Raw genomic sequence first — 20,044 nt, 5'->3', positions numbered from 1 at the left:
TAGGAAAACGGAGCCAAAGCGGCAGACCCGATCCGTTGCAGCACACCACCCGCCCCTCATCGCAAACGGAAGGTGAAGGGCAAAACGATCATGGTGTTCACCGGCTGCCCTTGTATCTTGCCGGGAATGAACCGCATCCTGGCCGCGGCGGCAAGGGCTGCGTCCTCGAAATACCCCGCCGGCACGGCGGAAAGAACGGAACAGACCTGCGGATGTCCCGCCTTGTCCACGACCAACTGGATCATGACTTCGCCCTCGACCTCCATCCGCTTGGCCTTGACAGGGTATTCCGGCTCCACCCGGCGGGCGATCGAGGGACGCTGGTCCACATGATCCGATCTGTAGGCCGCCAACGCACCCACCTGCTGGGGTTGCGGCCCCATGTGTTGGTGCGTCGGGGCCGGAGGTTGCGGCGCCGCAGGAGCGGGTTGCGGTGCCGGCGGGACGGGTTGCGGCCGTTCGGCCTTGGGCGCATCGTTTTTCTTTTTGACGCTGATCTTCTTGCTCTTCGGCTGCTCAACCGCTTTCGGCTCGGGTGCTGGTGCCGGCGGAGCGGACTCCGGCTTCGGCGGAACGGGTGGAGGTGGAGGTGGAGGTGGTTGTTCCACCGGCTCGGCAACGGGCGTCTCAGGGGGAGCCAGTTCCGCCAGGACAACGCGGTACACCTGCTCTTCCATCACGGTTTCGTGGCCTGCGAAGAAAAAAAGCGCTCCCACGGCGGTTCCATGCACGCAGAAGGAAAAAAGCAGGAACAGCAGGCGCCGAACAACCAACGCCCTATCCCTGTGGTCGTGTTGCAACATCGTTGAAAACCGACGAAGTGCCCGTCCCGGCGGCACCGCCGGCTCCGGCGTCGTCGCTGCTGCCGGCATCCGGTTTCGCGCCACCCCGCGCCGGAGTGGAGACGGTGACCAATCCCACATTCGTGATGCCCGCGCCGCGGATCGTGCCCATCACCTCCATCACCACGCCATAGTTGACCTTGGTATCGGCCCGGATAAAAAGCTGCCGGCCGGGATTGCGGACATTCGTCGTCAACACGGCAACCAGGTCCGCGGGCGCCACCTCGTACGTGTCCAGGAAAAGCGCGCCGTTCTCCTTGACGGTCAGGATGACGTGATCGTCGTCCGTGGGCAGCGTTTCGGAGTGTTCCACCTTGGGCAACTGCACATCCAGCCCTTCGGTCATCATCGGGGCCGTCACCATGAAGATGATGAGCAGCACCAGCATGACATCGACAAACGGCGTCACGTTGATATCGGCGACAAAATCGTCGCGATCGGAGGTGGTGGTCACGGCTGCCGTTCTCCTGCAAAAGAAAGCCCGGCCTCGTGTACCGCGACCTCGTGCTGCATGCGGTTGAGCAACTGCCCGGCATAGGTGATGCACACTCCTTCGATGGAGGTCAGCTTGGAACGAAAAATATTGTAGCCGCAGGTGGCGGGAATGGCGACGAACAGTCCCACCGCGGTGGCGATGAGGGCCTCGGCGATGCCCGGCGCCACGGTGGCCAGCGACACGTTTTTCATCTGGGCGATGGCTTGGAAGGAATGCATGATGCCCCAGACCGTGCCGAACAGCCCGATGAAAGGGGCGGTGTTGGCGGTGGTCGCCAGGAGGGCGAGCGAGGATTTCAAACGGGCCATCTCCTCGGCGATGCCGAAATGCAGCGCCCGGCGCACATTGTCGTTGAGCAGTTTTTCCGCGTCGCCGGTCGTGTTGATGCGGTTGAACTCCCGCACCGCCCGGCGGGTGATGCCGAACAGGGGGGAGGCCGTATCCCTTTCCAGCCCGGTGAGGGCGGCGTTCAGCGACCCGGCGCTGTCAAAGGCGGCCAGCCCCCTGCCCGTGCGTTTCTGGGCGGAAAGCAGGGTGACCCACTTGCCGCCCATGTATGCCCAGCTCATCACGGACATGAAGAGCAAAAAGGCAAGAACGCATTTTGAAACGAATGTCGCCTCCAGGACGGCGTTCAGCATGGACTCCATACGACTTCCCTACCCCTCCGAAAAACCTTGTGAACAACAGAGCCTCAGAACTTGTACGCCACCAGCAGGCCGAAGGAACACGGCTCGCCTTGTTGGATCAAGGTTCCGCCCATCCAGCTCATGCTCCGCTCTTCATAGTCCTCGTCAAAGATGTTGCGGGCCCAGAGCATGACGTCGAATCGTTCGCCCTCGTATCCCGCCCTGGCGTTGATCAGGGTGCGGCCATCGAGCTTGCGGTCGTTTTCCGCGTTGGCATAGTAGGAACTCAGGCCCACGACATCGGCACCGACGAAGAATCCGCTTTCCCAGCGGTAGATGGCCCCGGCGGCATAGGAAAACTCGGGCGCTCCCGGCGTCTTGTTGCCGCTGTAGTCCCAGGCGTTGTATCCCTCCGTGGTCCAATCCTTGATCTCGCTCTCCAGATAGCCCAGCGACCCGGTCAGGGTCAGGCCGGGCAGGGGTTTGTACTGCACATCCAACTCGACACCGTAGGATTCGGCCTTGGCGGCATTGACGAAATACCGCTCATACGGCGAGACGTACTCGGCGACCTGCTTGTCCTCGACATCGATGTAAAACGCCGCCAGGTTGACCATGAGCCGGTTGTCCAGCATCTTGCTCTTGATGCCCACCTCATAGTTCCAACTGTACTCGGGATCGTAGGAGAACAACTCTTCCGTCATGGCGAAATAGCTGTCGAAGCCGCCGGAAAGATAGCCCCTGCTGACCTTGCCGTAGGTCATCACCTCCGGGGTCAGGTCGTAGGAGATGCTGGCGCTCGGCAGGAACACCGTGTCGTCGACCGTGTCCGCCATGGTCGTCACGCCCATCCCCATCATGGCCGCGTTGACGGTTTTCTCTCCTTCGAGGCGCGCATATTCGACGCGGCCGCCCAGATTGAAATGCCATCTTTCCCACATGTGCAGGGTTCCCTGGGCGAACAGCGCCGCACCCCAGTTATCCTGATCCGTGACATGATCCGTCATGCTGTAGTTTCCCGTCTGGATATCCTCGCCGTACAGGTACACCCCGGTGAGCCAGTCGAAGCGCCGGTTCTTGCCGGGCTTCGAGGCGATGCGGAATTCCTCGCTCCAGACCTCCACGTCATAATCGGCCGTGAACACCGGGAACATCGAGTACAGGTTCATGGGCGTCATGTCGACGTCGTACTCATAGTCCTGACTGTAGCTGTGCCGTCCGGTCACCGAGGTGATGTCGACATCCGTGCCGTGATATTCGGCTTTTAAGATCTGCGCGTTCGCGTCGACGGAGTTCTTGTTGGGGCCGTCCCACGCTATTTCGTTGCGGCCGGTGGCGTAGGGGCCGTCAATGAACCTGTAGACGCCGATCCCGTCCGTCTCATCCTGTCCCTGCAAAATCAGGGAGATATCCCAGGCATCGCTGGGCGTCCATCTGGTGGTGGCGCGGCCGTTGAAATGCCGGACCCGGGTGGCGTCATCCTGACTACTGGGGCCGATGTTTTCCATCCAGCCGTCCGTGGTGTAATTCTGCACCGCCACTTTCATGGCCAGGGTATCCTCCACCAGCGGCAGGTTGACGATGCCGCCCTCCTTGTAGATGGGCACGCCGCCGCGGGAATCCCACATGCCGATCTCGCCGAACACCTTGCCGCCGAACTCGTTGGAGGGGCTGCTGGTGATCACGTTGATGACGCCGGCTTCGGAGTTCCGGCCGTACAGGGTGCCCTGCGGTCCCTTCAGGACCTCGACCCGCTCGATATCGATGAAGTCCAGATTCTGCATCTGATGGATGGGGTAGTTGACGCCATCCACGTATAAGCCGGTGGCCGAAAAAAGAGAACCCTGCATCGGCGAGATGCCGCGAATGGAAATGATGTTCTCCGTGCTGTTCTTCTTGACGAAGACGTTGGGAACGTAGTCCGTCAGCTCATACAGTTTCTCGACATGCCGTTCCTCGACCACGCTTTTCGTGTAGGCGCTGACGCTGCCGGGAATGCGCTGGACATCCTGTGCCGTCTTCTCCGCAGTCACCACGATCGGTTCCAGATAGAACAATTCATCCTTTTTCTCCTCTGCAGCGCAGACCCCGACCGACAGCAACTGCGGCACAAGGACAACCGTCATGCACACGCTCCAACGAATTCTCATTCTTCCCTCCTCTCTTCAGCAGACTTGCATATTGGATGGTTAAATATTTTTAAGGTCAGCTAACACCATACCGTGTTTTTGCATTCCGTTCTGTCATTCCTGGAATATTTTTTTGTCTTTTATGCGCGCCTTGACTCTTCGCGCCGGTCAGGCCGCCCGCATGCTCCAGCCGGCGGCCTGTTGTTGCAGGGTCCACAGATGACGGTACAGGCCACCCTCGGCAAGGAGCCCGTCATGTGTTCCCTGCTCGACCACCCGGCCGCTGTCCAGTACCACGATCCAGTCGGCCTTGCGGACGGTCCGCAGCCGGTGGGCGATGATCAGCACGGTCTTGTTCGCGACCAGGGCATTGATGCCCTGCTGCACGGAGATTTCGTTTTCCGGGTCCAGGGAGGCGGTGGCCTCGTCAAGGAGAATGACGGGCGCGTCCTTCAGCAATGCCCGGGCAATGGAGATGCGCTGTTTCTCGCCACCGGACAGGGTGCAGCCGCCCTCGCCCACCGGTGTGTCGTAGCCCTGGGGCAAGGCAACGATGAAATCGTGGCAGCACGCCTTTCTGGCCGCCTCTTCCACGTCCTGGTCCGTGGCGCCCTGCCTGCCGACGGCGATGTTGTTCCTGATGGTGTCCTTGAAGAGGTACACGTCCTGGAACACCATGGAAATACGGGACAAAATGCTCTCGGGATCGCATGTTTTGATGTCATGCCCGTCGAAAAAAATCGCTCCCTGCCGCACCTCCCAGAACCGGGCGATCAGGCGGGTGACGGTGCTCTTGCCGCTTCCCGACGGCCCGACCAGGGCGGTAACGCTGCCGGCCGGCGCAAGAAAACTGACATCGTGCAGCACATCCGTGTCCTGATAAGCAAAGCTGACACGGTCAAAGCGGATGTCGCCGCCGCGGGGGGCCTCCCCGGTTCCGGGCAGCGGCCGCTCCCGGCGGATTGCCATGATGCGTTCGGCGCTCAGGGCGGTGTAGCGCAGCTCCGCATAATGGACCAGGGCCACGGAAAGCGGTTCCACCACCCGCATCCCCAGCAGCAGGAACAGCAGGAAAATCGGCAGGGAGAGCTCGCCACCGACCAGGAGGAACGTTCCCACCAGCAGCATCAGGGTCAGGCCGGAACGCAGGGCGGCGATGGCGATGAGCACGATGGGCACGACGATGATCTCCATGCGCAGCGATTCGCGCTTCAGGCGGGCAAAGGCCTCGCGCAGGGCTTCGAACCGCTCGCCGCCCAGGTTGTGGGATTTGATGTCCCGCATGCCAAGCAGGTATTCCTGCAGGCGGCCGGCGCTGTCCTCCCGCGCCTTGACATGCCGCCCGCTTATCTTCTTCTGCAATCCCGACGACAGCCACATGATGGCGAAACAGACCGGCAGGGGCAGGAACATGGCCAGGGCCATCTGCGGGCTGAACAGCAGCATGATGAAAAAGACGATTATGGGCAGGATGACCGCGCTGACCAGTTGGGGCACGTAAAAGGAGACCGTGGTTTCGACGTTGTTGTAATCGCCCAGCAGCATGGTGGTGAGCGCGGCCGGATCGCGGCTGCCGAAAAAACCGAGCGGTAGCGTGCGCAGGTGTTCCGCCAGCGCGACCCTGCCGACCGCCGAGAGATCGTAGGCCACCATCGCGGTTTTTTCGTGCGCCCGGGCCCGGGCCGCGTATTCCACCGCGATCCATGCCACCAGCAGGCCGCAGATGCCCCACAGTTTCGCCATATTCATCGCTTCTCCCCGGGCATAGGCGAGATACATCGTGTCGAAAACCGCAAAGACCAGCAGACTGGGGACGATCTGGCAAAAGCCGGTGCAGAGGGAAACAAGGCAGGGCGCGAGCAGGGCCCTGGGATTGCCGCCCGTGATGTTGTCCACAAAACGTTTCATGCCGCCTCCTGTATCGCTCCGGTCCGCCCCGCCGGCAGATGCCATGTTTCCGCTTCCGTGTAGGCGTCCCACATGCGCCGGTACAACCCTTCAGCGTGGAGCAGTTCCTCGTGCCGGCCGCGTTCCACGATCCGCCCCTTATCCACCACCAGGATCTGATCCGCCTCGCGGATCGAGGTGAGCCGGTGCGCGATGACCAGCACGGTCTTGCCCCTGATCAGCGAACTGATGCCCTGCTGGATCTGCGCCTCGTTCTCCGGATCGGCGAAGGCGGTGGCTTCGTCCAGCACCAGGATGGGCGCGTTCTTCAGCAGCGCGCGGGCAATGGCCAGGCGCTGCCCCTCGCCGCCCGAAAGATAGGTGCCCCCTTCCCCGATCCGGGTGGCATATCCCTCCGGCAGGGCCGAGATGAAATCGTGGCACCGGGCCGCCCTGGCCGCGGCCACGACCTGCTCGTGGCTGATATTCCGGCCCATGCGGATGTTCTCCTCGATGGTGTCGCGGAACAGATGGACGTCCTGAAACACGAAGGAAACCGTGTCCATCAGGTGCGCGGTGCCCATGTCGCGGATATCCACGCCGCCGATGCGCACCGCGCCCGAGGTCACGTCCCAGAAACGGGGGATGAGGTTAGCGATGGTGGACTTGCCGCCGCCCGACGGCCCGACCAGGGCCGTCAGGGTGTTTTCCCCGGCAACGAACGACACCCCGGCCAGGGCTTCCGGCGCCTCTTCCGTGCCGTCCGTGCCGGCATAGGTGAAATGCACGTCGTCAAAGGTTATGTCGTGCGTCCGCGGTTTTTGGGGCCGTGCCGGTTCGGCCACCGGCGCCAGATCGAGCAGGGCGTCGATCCGCTCCACACCCTCGGCAATCATCCGCAGGTTGCCACCAATGTTCAGGAGCTTGAGGACGGGCATCGGCAGGCCCGGCGCCATCACCAAAAAGAGCAGCAGGGTGACGGCGAACGCCTGCGGGTCCGGCTCGCGGCCGAGCAGGTACAGGCCCACGGGCAGGACAAAGGCCAGAATCGAGGACAGGATCACAAAAAACAGGGTGTACGGATGCTTGTACGTCCTGCTGATCTGCACGGCCTGCTCCTGGTAGCTCTGAATGGCGGCATGAAACCCCAAAAAGGAACGGACGGTGATGCCGAAGACCTTGACCGCGGGCATGCCGCGCACGTACTCGACACCCGCCGCATTCATCTTTTCTAGGGCGTCGTGATACAGCCGGGTGTGTTCCTGGGCCGTTTTCCCCTGGAACACCATGCCCTGCATGACGAACGCCGCCACGATGGGCACGGCGCAGGCCAGGGCCAGCCGCCAGTCGAGCACAAACATGGCCGCCAGCATGAGGAGCGGCAGCGCGATCGCGCCGGCGAGGTCGGGAAGCTGATGGGCGATGAACGACTCGATCTTTTCGACATTGACTTCAAGGGTCTTTCTGGTCGTGCCCGTGGATTCCCGCGTATGGAACCCCATGGGCAGCGTCGCCAGATGCTCCGCCAGCCGTATGCGCAGGGTGTACAGAATGCTGAACGCGGCATAGTGGGAGGCGATGGCGCTCGCGTACAGGAAGACCAGGGCGGCAAGAAGGGCAACGAATGCCGCGATCGCCCAGTAGAGCAGCAGATCCACGTCATTGCCGGACGGGTCCGCCGCATTGCGGAGCAGTTCCTGCAAAATATGGTAGGCGGAAAGAAAGGGGGTCAGCATCAGCAGCGAGCTGATGACGGACAAGAATCCGGAAAGGAGGAGCATCCCCCGCTGTGCCCCCGCGATTGCCAGTAACCGGGGAATGCCTGTCTTTTTTTTTGCCATCCGCATGGGTGCCGTCCTGTCGACTCTGGTTCATGGATGGCGGTTAGTAAAATGAATTCGCGGAAGATGCCGTCATGTCGCGAATAAATTATTGCCCTTGCGGAATCTTTCCGGAGGATCCCCGCGCAGGGGGCAATTTCGGTGACAGAAAAAATTCCGCAAATGAAAGAGCGACGGCGGCCTTCATTGTATGGTGCGGTCCTTGCGTTCACAGCGGACGAGGCCGTCCGGAAGCGATACCGGCACACGGCGGCCGGGAGAGCATCGAATCGCCCCGGTCTTCGTCCACCCCAGCCCGACAAGTGGTGCCCCCATGGGCACGCAACCGCTGACACCACATGAAGAAACACCCGTTACATCATCATGGTCTCCGAAACGGCAGCCGTTCGCGGCTGGCTCTTTTGCTGTGCGCGCTCGTGTGCGCCATGGCGTTCGGAGGATGCAAAAACACGCCCGGCAACACCTTTCAGGGGTATGTGGAAGGAGAGTATGTGTATGTGGCCTCGCCGTACGGCGGCCGGCTGCTCACGCTCATGGTGCGGCGCGGCCAGACCGTGCCGCCCGACGCCGGCCTGTTCGGTCTGGAGGCCGTGGAGGAAAACGAGGCGGTCGCCCGGGCGGAACAGGAGCTGGCCGCCCAAAAAGCCGTTCTGGCGGATCTGCGCCTGGGCAAGCGGCCCCAGGAGCTGGATGTGATCCGCGCCCAACTGGCCCAGGCCAAGGCGACGGAGGAACGTTCCGCCAAGCAGCGCCGGCGCGACGAGGCCCAGATCACATCCGGCGCCATCTCCAGGGCGGATCTGGAGGCCAGCCAGGCCCAGCACACCGCCGATGCGCAGAAGGTCCGGGAACTTGCCGCGCAGCTCGCCGTGGCGGAACTGTCGGCCCGCGCGCACCAGATCGACAACCAGGCGGCCCTGGTCAAAAGCGCGGAAGCCACCCTGGCCGAAGCCCGCTGGCGACTGGCGCAGAAAACGCCGGCCGCGCCGGCCGCCGCCTTTGCCCGCTATCTGGTGGTGGACACCCTGTTTCGGCAAGGGGAGTGGATCTCCTCCGGCACGCCGGTGGTCAAGCTGCTGCCGCCGGACAAGGTCAAGGTCCGTTTCTTCGTGCCGGAACAGGCGGTCTCCCGCCTGACCCTGGGGCAACGGGTCCTGGTGCGGATGGATGGCTGGCAGGAGCCGGTCAACTGCCGCATTTCGTTTGTGGGGCCGGAGGCGGAGTACACCCCGCCGGTCATCTACAGCAACGATACCCGACAGAAACTGATCTTTCCGGTGGAGGCCCATCCGGACCCGCCCCCTGATTTCTCCGAAGCGACCGCCGCGACAAACCCCGATGCCGCCGCGCCCGTGCCGGCACGGCCTCCGCTGCATCCGGGCCTGCCCGTGACCGTGGAAGTGCCATGAGCGCCGTGTCCGCTCCGGCCATCGATGTCCGGGGATTGAACAAATTCTTTGCCGAACGGCATGTGGTGAAGGATCTGTCGCTCACCGTGGCGCCGGGGGAAATCTTCGGTTTCCTCGGTCCCAACGGCAGCGGCAAAACCACCTCCATCCGTATGCTCTGCGGTCTGCTGACGCCGGATTCGGGTACCGGCACATGCCTTGGCTTCGATATCCGCAGCCAAAGCACAGCCATCCGCCGCCATGTCGGCTACATGACCCAGCGCTTTTCCTTCTGGGAAGACCTGACCATCCGGGAAAATCTCGCCTTCACGGCCCGGGTCTACGACATCCCCGAGCGCCGCGCGGCGGTGGAGCGCGTGCTCGCCGAACTGCACCTCGAAGATCGGGCCGGTCAACTGGCCGGCAACCTGTCCGGCGGCTGGAAGCAACGGCTGGCGCTCGCCGCCTGCATGCTGCACAGCCCGCGCCTCCTGCTGCTGGACGAACCCACCGCCGGCGTGGACCCCAAGGCGCGGCGGGATTTCTGGGACAACATCCACCATCTCGCCGCCGGCGGCATCTCCGTGCTGGTCAGCACTCACTACATGGATGAAGCGGAGCGCTGCCACAAACTGGCCTATATCGCCGACGGCGTGCTGCTGGCCCAGGGCACGGCGGAGGAAATGGTCCGCAGGGAGGCGTTGACCACCTTTGTCGTCAGCGGTGCGGAACCGGCGGCCATGAGCCGGATCCTGGACGCCCTGCCCGGCGTGGACCAAACCGTGGCCTTCGGCACCTCCCTGCACGTCACCGGTCGGGACGGCGCCACCCTGGCCGCCACCTTGGACCGGGTGGCCCACGACCATGACGCCATCCGGGTGACCGCCGCCGCCACCGGCCTGGAAGAGGTGTTCATCCATCTCATGAACCGGCCCGATGCCGCCGCGCCTCCCGAACAGCCCGCCGACGAACCGGCGCCGCCGCCATCCCCTCCCGCTTCTTCTCCCGCCGCTGCCGGCAATCCCTTTTCCTTTGTCCGCTGGTGGGGGATTATCCTCAAGGAGTTTCTGCAACTGCGGCGGGATCGCATGACCTTCGGCATGACCATCGGCCTGCCCATCGTCCAGGTCATGCTGTTCGGCTTCGCCATCAACATGGATCCCAAGCACATGGACACCGGTGTGCTGGTGGGGGAACACAGCGAGTTCTCCCGTTCCTTTCTCTCGGCCATGAACAACAGCGGCTATTTCTCTTTTGTGGAGGAACTGCCGGATGAAAGGTCCGGCCGCCGGGCCCTGGAACAGGGCCGGGTCCAGTTTGTCCTGACCATCCCTCCGGATTTTTCCCGGCGCTTGGTGCGCGGCGACCGCCCCGCCCTGCTGCTGGAGGCGGATGCCACCGATCCGGCGGCCTCTTCCCGGGCGGTCGCGTCCATGCGGCAACTGGTCGATTCCGTGGCCACCCGGGATTTTCAGGGACCCCTGGGCACCCTCCGCACCCCGCAGCCGGCCTTTGAAGTGCGGGTGCACAATCTGTACAATCCGGAAGGGAGCACGCCGTACAACATCATCCCCGGCCTCATCGGCACGGTGCTCAACATGAGCATGGTGATGATGACCGGCCTGGCCGTGACCCGCGAACGCGAGCGCGGCACCATGGAAAACCTGCTGGCCGCTCCGGTCAAGCCGCTGGAAGTGGTCAGCGGCAAGATCGTTCCCTACGTGTTCATCGGCCTGACGCAGGTCACGCTCATTCTGCTGGCGGCCCGTTTTCTCTTCCACGTGCCCTGCCTCGGCAGCCTGGCGGCCGTGTATACCTCCGCCCTGCTCTTCCTCACCGCCTGCCTGGCCATGGGCATCACCTTCTCGTCCCTGGCCCGCAACCAGATGCAGGCCATGCAGCTCACCTTTTTCTATTTCCTGCCGGGCGTGCTCATCTCCGGTTTCATGTTCCCGTTTTCCGGCATGCCGTCGTGGGCCCAGCATCTCGGCAACATTCTGCCCATCACCCACTTCCTGCGGCTCATCCGGGGCATCATGCTCAAGGGGGTGGAACTCTGGCAGATGTGGATGCATATCTGGCCCATCGCCCTTTTCACCGTCATCGTCATTGGGGTAGCCGTCAAATGCTACAAAAAAACACTGGATTAGGATTAATCTGCCTTCTGGCGTCCATCCTGCTGTTCTCCGGATGCACGGTGGGGCCGGATTTCACGCCGCTCGAACCGCCCGCAGCCAAGCGGTTTACGGAACAGCAATCGCCGGCGGCCACCGCGGGCATCGCGACGGAGGCATCGCACGGCACGGCTGCGCATGCCCAGACGTTCGTGCCGGGCCTGCCGCCGGAACGCTGGTGGGAGCAGTTGGGCAATGCCGAGATGACCGCCCTGGTGGAACGAGCCCTTGCCCAGAGCCCGGATCTGGCGCGGGCCAGGGCCGTACTGAAGCAGGCCGGGGAGGCGTGGCGGGCCGAAGCGGGAGAGGTGTGGTTTCCGGCTCTGGATTTTGACGCTTCAGCCACGCCCCAGCAGGTCAACATGACCCAAATGGGGTCCTCCGATTCGTTTCCCGCCAGCATGTCCTCCTTTTCACCCGATCCTTATACCCTGTACACGGCGAAGGTCAGCCTCAGGTATACCCTGGATGTGCTCGGTCAGGGCAGGCGGCGTCTGGAAGCGCTGGGCGCGCAGATTGCCCAGAAAGAATACGCCCTGGAGGCGGCGCGGCTTTCCCTGGCCGGCACCGTTGCGGTGGCGGCCATCCGCGATGCCGAAACCAGGGAATTGATCGAAACCGTCCGGACCATGCTGCACGTCCGCCGGCAGCAGGTCGCGATTGCACAGGCCAAAGCCGAAACGGGCGGCGCCTCGTCGATTGACGTGAGCACGGCCAAAAACGACCTGGCGCAGCTCGAGGCCACCCTGCCCCCGCTGGAACGAACCTTGGCCGCGAACCGGCATCAACTGGCCATTCTTCTGGGCAGCCCGCCTGCGGAAGCCGGGTTGCCCGAGTTTTCCCTGGAGGATTTTTCCCTGCCCACCCGCCTGCCCCTTGTCCTGCCCGGCGAGGTGGTCCGCAGCCGGCCGGATGTCAGGGAAGCCGAAGCACTCGTCCATCAAGCCACTGCCGAGGTCGGCACTGCCACCGCCGACCTCTATCCCAGCATCACCCTGGTCGGCAGCGCGGGATACAGCGCTGCCCGGCCCATCAAGGACACCCCGGAACTCTTTATCGATCATGCCGGCGTGTGGAGCATGGGCGCCTCCCTGTTCCAGCCCCTGTTTCGAGGCGGCGCGCTCCAGGCCCGCAAGCGCGCCAAGGAGGCCAGTGCCGAGGAAGCGCATGCCGCCTGGCGGCACGTGGTGCTACAGGCGTATGCGGATGTGGCGGATTGCCTGAGCGCCCTGGAAACAGGAGCCCGCACCCTGACCGCCGCCGCCGAAGCCGCAAGCGAGGCACGCACGCGATACGTGCTGGCGCAGGGTCGGTATGCACTGGGCGCGATCAGCCTCGCGGACCTGTTGGCTGCCGAACTCACGTACCGACAGATGGCCCAGGAAGAGATCCAGGCCCGTACCAACCGTTTCGTCCATACCCTGGCCCTGTTGCAGGCGACAGCCGCAACCCCGGCAAGCGACCGCGAGCAGCGGCTTTCGCTCTCGTCCGGGATGCACAGGCGTGACGCGATGTAACACCCCTCCTTCGGACTGTGCAGGCGGAAGAATCCGCATCAGCCCAAACACCGTGGCATCTTAGCCCATCAGGAAGAGTCAGATTTTTTCTGCGTTTCAGTCATGCGACCCGACAAGATAACCATCGAGATAACGCCGGATGTTCGCACGATCCGGATACTGGCCGGTGATCAGGTGATAACGACCATGGCAATGGCGCGCGATCCCAGAACCGGATACATGTTTCGGACGCCTGATTCGGCTGGATGGGAAGATCAGTTGCTGGATCTGGTCGAGAACTGCCCGCAAGTGGTCGTCCTGCACGACCTGCTCTGCTCCGGCGAGCAGGATTTGCTGCCCGAGTTGCAGGACACCCTGCAATGGATCGACGAGGAGGGAAAATGAACGGCGGTCAGCGGGAACAGGGAAATATCACCTGGAGGATATTCCCCTGTTCCCGATGCATGAGACAAGAGGTTGCGCCTTGTTGTGTCAGCGTTTCATTGGGACGATAGATGGCGCGCCAGCCTCTTCCCCAAACAAAGAATCGACATGACAGGAGGGATTGCCATTGATTCCGGCAGGACACTTGCATCGCAGACATAAAGATTCTCAATACATGTCGAGAGGTTGGCATCGACCACGGTGCCAATTTTACACGCCCCTCCCGGATGCACCCCCGCGATTTTGGAAAACCAGATATCTTTCGCGCCGGCAGCTTCAAGAATGCTCGTTGCTATCTCCTTTCCTTTGTCGAGCTTTGCCAAGTCATTGACCGACAAGGTCTTTTTTATTTTTCCGGCGGAATCGATCCCGCCGCTGATATCGTCATCTATTTCCACGAGCAGGGAAAGGCATTTGTTCCGGCTAAACATTTTGTTGATTTTTTTGTTGCTCACAATCAGTTTCATATATGCTTGCGGCGGCAACGAAGCGTCCCCGAAAGCGACACCATCGTCGTGCAGCAGTATTCCGGCTTGTCTCGTCACTTCCGCTCCTGTTACGGCACGATCGAGATATCCCACGGCCACCACATACGGATCGACAAAGATGCCTTCTCCGGCTTTCACTCCGGAATGATTCAGGATGACCGGAGAACCAATGCCTCCGGCGGCGACAACAACGACATCGGCGAAAAATTCCTTTTTTGTTCCTTGCGCGGTTATTGTCTGGATTCCGATCACCTTCCCGGATTTGATGATCAATTTCTCGCAATAATGTTCATTGTATACGACAGCGCCACGGTTGATCGCTCTTTTGATCCATACCCTGGCATCCCACCTCGCCCCTGTCCTGTCTCCAAAAAGATATGATGATTGCCTGAATTTTTCCGGGTCCAGGAAGAAACGATCGATATTCTGCCAGTTCAATCCAACCCGTATGGCGGCGTCTCGTATTCTTTTTCCCGCAGCGCCCATTTCGGAAGGGGCAAGCGGCCTGATGATTATTTCATTTTTTACGCTATCGAGTTCATTTTTTATGTCTACACCATATTTTTCGAATAATTTGAGTGGCGGGTCCCACGAAACACCTCCATACACCAGAGTGGACCCACCGGTTGTAATGGCGCGGACAATTTCTATCTGAGGCTCGCCCTCTGTTTTCAGAAAAGCATGCGCTCTCTTTTTCCTGCCTCCAAAAAATCTCAGGGGATGGGCAAATGGTCCCCCCTTGGGGGGATTATCCCTTCCCCATTCAACAATCGAGACACGGTAGCCTCTCTCTGCCATCTCCTTTGCAACCGTTGCGCCTCCGGCACCTGATCCCACGACAATAATGTCTTGCTTTTGCATGGACACACTCCTTTGCTCTCCTGCGGGGTTCCCTGAAAAATTGAGGGTTGTCCGTCATGCGCCTGTTGATGCATCTCGGCGCAGTCGTCCCAGGCGTGGAACACCGAGGCTGCCATGTCGAGCCCGGAGAGGGAGGCCGACACCTTGCAGGCAACCTCGGTGTTTTTCAGCGGGAAATCGGGTGCAACCGTCACTCACGGTGAAGGACGAACCCGATGGCAGCGACTGCGCAGCCGGCGAACAGCACCGGTTGGCGGAACTGCCGCCTTGCAGGGCGGGGGTCAGGATCAATTCGGAATCGATGGGCGATCCGGGCAGGCTGCACCTGACCGCATCCACCGGCATGCGGATCCTCCAGACGGATCGTCCTCACCACCAGCGGTCCTGACATGGACGATGCAGGGCAGCATGTTCCTCAGGAGCGGGATATGGGTGCTGCACCGCCGCAATAGGCCGTACAACCCACGGCAGTAGCCGTAGGAAACAAGATGAACCTCAGTCACCCGGCTGCTCCAGGAACGGAGCGTCGGCCTGATTTCATTCTGATTGATACCCCACGGCATGGGAGGGGCGATATAGTGCTTTGTTTTGCCAAAGCCTTTGAGCGTTTTTCGGGCAAACCAGCGCGGGATGGTATCGAATATGAGTTCCACTCCAGGAAAGGAATCCATTATTTCCGCGAGCACCTGCCGGACCGCTCGTTCGTCGAAATACATCAACAGACCTTGGGCAGTGACAAACACCGGCGATTTTTTGTCGACCTCATGCATCCATGCCCGATCAAGGGCGCTTCGGGAAATATGGCGGCAGCGGGCCGAAGGGGCGAGAAATCGTTCCCGCACGGCGATGGCTTCCGGGAGGTCGACGCACAGCCAGCGGACCTTGCCGTCATCGCACCGCTGAAACTGGGTTTCCAGCCCGCAGCCGAGTTCGACCACGGTCGCGCCTGCATGGGCCTGCATCCAGGAACGAACGACGTCGTCGCAAACCTTCGACCGCATGGGATGCGACCCGTCGGGTTTGCCGAAACTGCGCCCGTAGTCGTAGTCAATTGACCTGTATATGCGCAGGCATTCGGGATCGTGCAGAAAACTGTCGCGGCGCATCACCTCGTTCGCCCGGTTGTGCAGCGTCCACAGCATGGTTTCCGGGACACCGGTCAGATTGACGCACCGTGCATCCCTCATGGTTCTGCCCTCTCTCGCTGCACGCGCAGTCATCACGGCCCCGTCTTGTGCAGGGACCACTGTTTGACCCGCTGCTGGACGTTCCACATCTGGTGATACCGGCCCTGCCCTGCCAACAGTTCCGCATGCGTTCCCCGCTCGACCAGACGACCGTCGACAATGACCAGAATAGTGTCCGCTCCCACGACGGTGGAGAGCCGATGGGCGATGACAATCACCGTCCGGTTGCGCACCAGCGCGTCAATGGCGCGTTGGACCGCCACTTCGCTCTCGGTGTCCAGGGCGGCGGTGGGTTCGTCGAGGATGACGATGGGGGCGTTTTTCAGAATGGCGCGGGCAATGCTGATCCGCTGGCGCTCGCCACCGGAAAGGCTGCCGCCGATATCGCCGATCCGGGTCTGGTAGCCCTGCGGCAATCGTTGGATGAACTCATGGCAATACGCGGAGCGCGCGGCCGCCTCGACCTCGCTGTCGCTGGCCTCCGGCCGCCCCATGCGGATATTGTTGAAAATAGTGTCGTCGAACAGATAGACATCCTGAAAGACGACCGAAAGGCAACGCATCAACTCTTCCTGCCGCAGGGTACGGATATCGTTTGCGCCTATCCGGATCAGGCCGGACTGGGGATCGGCATACCGCATGATCAGTTTGGCGATGGTCGTTTTGCCCGATCCCGAGGGGCCGACGAGCGCGGTCAGCGAGCATGGCGGCAGTGAAAAGCTGATCTGTTCGAGGGCCTTGGTCTCCTGATCCTTATAGGAGAAATCGACTCGCTCAAAGGCGATGGAATACCCGTTAGGCTGCTCGGCCTCGGGGTGGACGGGCAGGTCCCTGATGGCGAGCAGTTCCTGGATGCGCTCGAAAGAGGTTTCGACGATATCCAGCACAGGCGTGACATTGACGAAAATCGACAATGGTTCGGATAAACGGCTGACCATCACCAGGAGGGCGGCGAGAACCGGAATGGTACAGCTGCCGCCCAAGACCCAATACGTTCCCATCGCCAAAACCACCAGCAGACCGATCTCCACCAGGGTGGACATCAACAGCGCCGGCAGGGTGGCCTCGATCAGGCCATTGGCCTGCGCGGTTCTCAGTGTTGCGATCGAGGATTGCATCCTCGCCGATTTTTTTCCGACCTGGTTGACGGCCCGGAGCACCGGCAGGCCCTGGATATATTCGACGCTATCCGACTCGACATCGGCATAGGCTTGTGCCACGTCCCTTTTCTCCTGACGCGAGGATCGCCGTCGCCACCGGTAAATGGGTACAGCCAGCGGAAAGAGGAGCAAGAGAGCCAGGGCCAGCCGCCAATCGGCCCACAAGGTCCCTGCGATCACGACTATCGGCACGATGAGGGTTTGGAGGATCAGCGAGGAAATCACCCCCATGTGCAGCACGGCGTTATCCACGCAGATGGAGAGGGTCGCGCTCAGATCCCCGGTCCTGTGGCTGTACAAATGTTCCAGGGGCATGCGCCGCAACCGGTCGCCCAGTTTTTCCCGCAGCTGGTGGGTGACATCGACAATGGCGCCGGTGTAATCGAAATTATGGGCCAGCCAGCGGCAGAACAGATCCAGGCAGCCCAGCGCCGCCATCGCCACCACCCACCATCCGGCTGTCTGCAGATCGGGCGGCGTGGCGAAAAGCGCTTTCAGCAGGGGATAGAAGCAGGTGTACGCACAGCCTTGGGCAAAGAAGGAAAGCGCAAACAGCAGGAGGCTGCGCTTGAGCAGGCCGGCCTGTTCATCGGCGATAACCAGGGCCAGCCTGTACGCTTCGCGCAGGGTAAGCAGTTGTTTTCCATCACTGTTCATTCGCTCACCTCGCCATGTTTGATATCCCATTGCTGCGCGGTCTCGAAATTCAGCCACAAACGGCTGTAGACACCATCCCGGTCGACGAGCTGCTCGTGGGAACCGATTTCCGCGACCTTGCCGTTGTCGAAGACCACTATCTGATCCGCATCCTTGATGGTGGCCAGGCGATGGGCAATGATGAGGACTGTTCGATTGCGCATCAGGTTGGCCAGCGCCTGGATAATCTCATCCTCGTTTTCCGGATCGGCAAAGGCTGTCGCTTCATCGAGAACCACCACCGGCGCATCGCGGAGAATGGCCCGTGCTATGGTGATGCGCTGCCGCTGACCGCCCGACAGCCGGGTCCCCCTGTCACCGGCCTGGGTCTGGTAGCCATCCGGAAGCCCGATGATGAAATCGTGAATCCTGGCGGCCTGGGCGGCGGCAACGATCTGCTCGAAAGAGGCCTCGGGCCTGGCCATGCGGATATTCGCCTCGATGGTGTCCTGGAACAGGAAGGTATCTTGAAAAACGAAAGATACCGCAGCCATCAGCGTTTCGGGGAGCATGTCGCGGACATCCGCGCCACCGACCAGAATCCGACCGGCGGTGGCATCCCAGAACCGGGGGATCAGTTTGGCCACCGTGCTTTTGCCCGCCCCTGACGGCCCGACCAGAGCGGTCACGGTCCCCGCCGGAGCCGTAAAGCTGACATCTTGCAGGGCGTCCTCCTGCCTGTTCTCGTACCTGAACCAAACCTGGTCAAATTGGACCGATGCATCCCTGGGTTGTTGGGGAGCGCTGGTCTTCGGCAGAACGGGTACACTCAGGATTTCTTGAATGCGCAATGCGCTGGCCTGGGATTTTTTGATGAAATTATTCAGCCACATCAAGGGCATCATCGCATCGGCCATGCCGGTGCTGAGCAGGAGGCCGGCAATCAACGAGGGAAAGTCCAGCCACCCTTTGGCCATCAAGAGGACGCCCACGGCAGAGACAGCAACCAGGGTGGGCATGGGGCTGAGAATCAACATGCCCAGCCGGGCCGAAACACCGGTGGCGGCAATCCACTTCTTGAGCGCGACCCGATAGCTGGCAAGCGCCTCCTGAAAACGGCGGAAAGACCCCGATCCATCGTCGAAAGTCCGCACCACGGGCATGGCCTGAACGAACTCGATCACCGCCGTGTTGATCCGTTCCTGGCTTTGGGCGTAGTCCTTGCGGAGCGAGACGGAATCCCGCATGACAACATACATCAGCACCCCACCAAGGCAGAGCAGCGCTATGCTGGTCAGGGCCAGCCGCCAGTCCACGATCATGAGCATAATCAGGGAGGCCACCGGCGCCACCACGCTGCGGCCGATAAAAGGCGTGCTGTCGGCGACAAAGGCGTGCAGGTTCCTGACGTCGTCCAGCAGCACCTTTTTCAGGGCTCCGGAACCCGTGGTCACGATAAAACCGAGGGGAACCTCGGCCAAGTGAGCGGAAATCCTGGTCCGCAGTATCTGTTCGAGCCTGAAAGCGCCCATATGCGATGTTCTGAAGGCGGCATTCCGGCAGACAAAAGAGAGCGCGGTACAGAGCGCCAGCAGGGATACCGTGGCGACCGGGGACAAACTGATCCCCACCACCCCTGTGGAACTGTTCATCAACGCCGAGACAGCTGAAGCGAGAAGAACCAGCGCAACAACATTCGCCAAAGCGGCGAACCCCGCGAGAATCATCGCCATCCTCGTTTCACCCGAAACCGGAGCCATGACCGCCCAAAGCCCCTGTTTTTGTCGTTTCTTTTGCCGTGTCATCGCTTTGTCATCGTCTCCCCGGGGACGCACGATCTCACCCAACTCGCTTTTTTCGATTCAGCACCCTTTTCTCGGCGCCTCACGAACAGCGAAGAGCGGATCGGCATCATGTAGAGCATTGTGAAGTCACGATCCTGGTCGACGAACCATCTTCATCTCCCAGCACCATTAGCAAATATTGCCAACCGGTATTTTTTAGCGTCAATTAAAAGAATTTGCTAACGCTGCGCGAATTATTCTTGACGGTGAATGAATTTCGGCAGGTGAAAAAGAGGGCTCCTCGTCATTTGGTGTGGATTTGCTGTATATAGGGATCAAAGCCACACCAAATGACGAGGGATACCATGAACGGCAACGATATCATTGCGTTAGGCCTTGGGCTGCTGGCGCCTTGGGAGATTACCGGGCAAATGCTCGACACATCCAAGAGTCCTCACGAACTTCGATTAACGATAGCGGCTCAACGCGGCACGCTTTTCCCGTGCCCTGAGTGCGGGAAGCTCTGCCACGCCCATGATTTTAAGGAGATGACTTGGCGCCATCTCAATTTTTTTCAGCACCATTGCTACATTACCGCGTCG

At 61.3% G+C, this 20,044-nt stretch carries 15 protein-coding genes and 1 pseudogene; 6 read left to right on the top strand and 10 right to left on the bottom strand.

Annotated elements, in window-relative coordinates:
- Positions 1–56 precede the first annotated feature (56 nt).
- The 6 genes from Q362_RS22935 to Q362_RS23710 form a co-directional block, all read right to left on the bottom strand.
- Complete coding sequence (locus tag Q362_RS22935) at positions 57–677, bottom strand: energy transducer TonB (RefSeq protein ID WP_169737432.1); 621 nt, start codon at positions 675–677, stop codon at positions 57–59.
- Positions 678–777: 100 nt separating this feature from the next.
- Positions 778–1,296, bottom strand: a complete 519-nt coding sequence (tolR, locus tag Q362_RS20785) for a protein TolR (RefSeq protein ID WP_245590235.1) — start codon at positions 1,294–1,296, stop codon at positions 778–780.
- Entirely contained in the window at positions 1,293–1,988 is a 696-nt protein-coding gene (locus Q362_RS0114015) for a MotA/TolQ/ExbB proton channel family protein (protein WP_028319205.1), read from the bottom strand. The genes tolR and Q362_RS0114015 overlap by 4 nt, the downstream gene beginning before the upstream one ends.
- Before the next feature lie 44 nt (positions 1,989–2,032).
- The gene (locus Q362_RS0114010; RefSeq protein WP_028319204.1) at positions 2,033–4,093 is read right to left on the bottom strand and encodes a TonB-dependent receptor; all 2,061 of its coding nucleotides are present in this window, start codon (positions 4,091–4,093) and stop codon (positions 2,033–2,035) included.
- A 171-nt stretch (positions 4,094–4,264) separates the two neighbouring features.
- A complete protein-coding gene (locus Q362_RS0114005; protein ID WP_028319203.1) occupies positions 4,265–6,004 on the bottom strand; it encodes an ABC transporter ATP-binding protein in 1,740 nt (579 codons plus the stop codon).
- Positions 6,001–7,830 carry an ABC transporter ATP-binding protein gene (locus Q362_RS23710; protein ID WP_028319202.1) on the bottom strand — a complete coding sequence of 610 codons (1,830 nt, stop codon included), beginning with the start codon at positions 7,828–7,830 and terminating at the stop codon, positions 6,001–6,003. Before Q362_RS23710 ends, Q362_RS0114005 begins: the two co-directional genes overlap by 4 nt.
- 419 nt (positions 7,831–8,249) lie before the next feature.
- On the opposite strand from Q362_RS23710, the gene Q362_RS20780 reads away from it, so the two are divergent.
- The 5 genes and pseudogenes from Q362_RS20780 to Q362_RS23700 all read left to right on the top strand — a co-directional run bounded on the left by Q362_RS20780 (position 8,250) and on the right by Q362_RS23700 (position 13,287).
- The gene (locus Q362_RS20780) at positions 8,250–9,233 is read left to right on the top strand and encodes an HlyD family secretion protein (RefSeq protein ID WP_211248501.1); all 984 of its coding nucleotides are present in this window, start codon (positions 8,250–8,252) and stop codon (positions 9,231–9,233) included.
- Positions 9,230–9,754 (top strand): annotated as a pseudogene (locus Q362_RS24870) (ABC transporter ATP-binding protein); the annotation flags it as partial. The gene Q362_RS20780 and the pseudogene Q362_RS24870, both read left to right, overlap by 4 nt.
- Before the next feature lie 507 nt (positions 9,755–10,261).
- Positions 10,262–11,362, top strand: a complete 1,101-nt coding sequence (locus Q362_RS24865; RefSeq protein WP_051554346.1) for an ABC transporter permease — start codon at positions 10,262–10,264, stop codon at positions 11,360–11,362.
- A complete protein-coding gene (locus Q362_RS20770; RefSeq protein ID WP_084312744.1) occupies positions 11,338–12,903 on the top strand; it encodes an efflux transporter outer membrane subunit in 1,566 nt (521 codons plus the stop codon). Before Q362_RS24865 ends, Q362_RS20770 begins: the two co-directional genes overlap by 25 nt.
- 219 nt (positions 12,904–13,122) lie before the next feature.
- Complete coding sequence (locus Q362_RS23700; protein ID WP_157470151.1) at positions 13,123–13,287, top strand: hypothetical protein; 165 nt, start codon at positions 13,123–13,125, stop codon at positions 13,285–13,287.
- A gap of 95 nt (positions 13,288–13,382) precedes the next feature.
- Here the strand turns inward: Q362_RS23700 and Q362_RS0113975 are convergent, their stop codons facing one another.
- The 4 genes from Q362_RS0113975 to Q362_RS0113960 all read right to left on the bottom strand — a co-directional run bounded on the left by Q362_RS0113975 (position 13,383) and on the right by Q362_RS0113960 (position 19,391).
- Positions 13,383–14,675 carry a GMC family oxidoreductase N-terminal domain-containing protein gene (locus Q362_RS0113975; RefSeq protein ID WP_028319200.1) on the bottom strand — a complete coding sequence of 431 codons (1,293 nt, stop codon included), beginning with the start codon at positions 14,673–14,675 and terminating at the stop codon, positions 13,383–13,385.
- Positions 14,676–14,962: 287 nt separating this feature from the next.
- Positions 14,963–15,862: a class I SAM-dependent methyltransferase gene (locus tag Q362_RS20765; RefSeq protein ID WP_084312742.1), complete on the bottom strand. Its 900-nt coding sequence runs from the start codon at positions 15,860–15,862 to the stop codon at positions 14,963–14,965.
- 32 nt (positions 15,863–15,894) lie between these two features.
- On the bottom strand, positions 15,895–17,679 hold the full coding sequence (locus Q362_RS0113965) for an ABC transporter ATP-binding protein (RefSeq protein ID WP_028319199.1): 1,785 nt from the start codon (positions 17,677–17,679) through the stop codon (positions 15,895–15,897).
- Positions 17,676–19,391 carry an ABC transporter ATP-binding protein gene (locus Q362_RS0113960; protein ID WP_211248500.1) on the bottom strand — a complete coding sequence of 572 codons (1,716 nt, stop codon included), beginning with the start codon at positions 19,389–19,391 and terminating at the stop codon, positions 17,676–17,678. Before Q362_RS0113960 ends, Q362_RS0113965 begins: the two co-directional genes overlap by 4 nt.
- Positions 19,392–19,807: 416 nt before the next feature.
- Here Q362_RS0113960 and Q362_RS0113955 point away from each other — a divergent pair.
- Positions 19,808–20,044, top strand: a 237-nt coding sequence (locus Q362_RS0113955; protein ID WP_035216751.1) for a transposase family protein, incomplete at its 3' end; no start/stop codon positions are given.

Source organism: Desulfobulbus elongatus DSM 2908, assembly GCF_000621145.1.
Taxonomy (GTDB): domain Bacteria; phylum Desulfobacterota; class Desulfobulbia; order Desulfobulbales; family Desulfobulbaceae; genus Desulfobulbus; species Desulfobulbus elongatus.
This window is presented reverse-complemented; position numbering and strand designations above follow the sequence as displayed.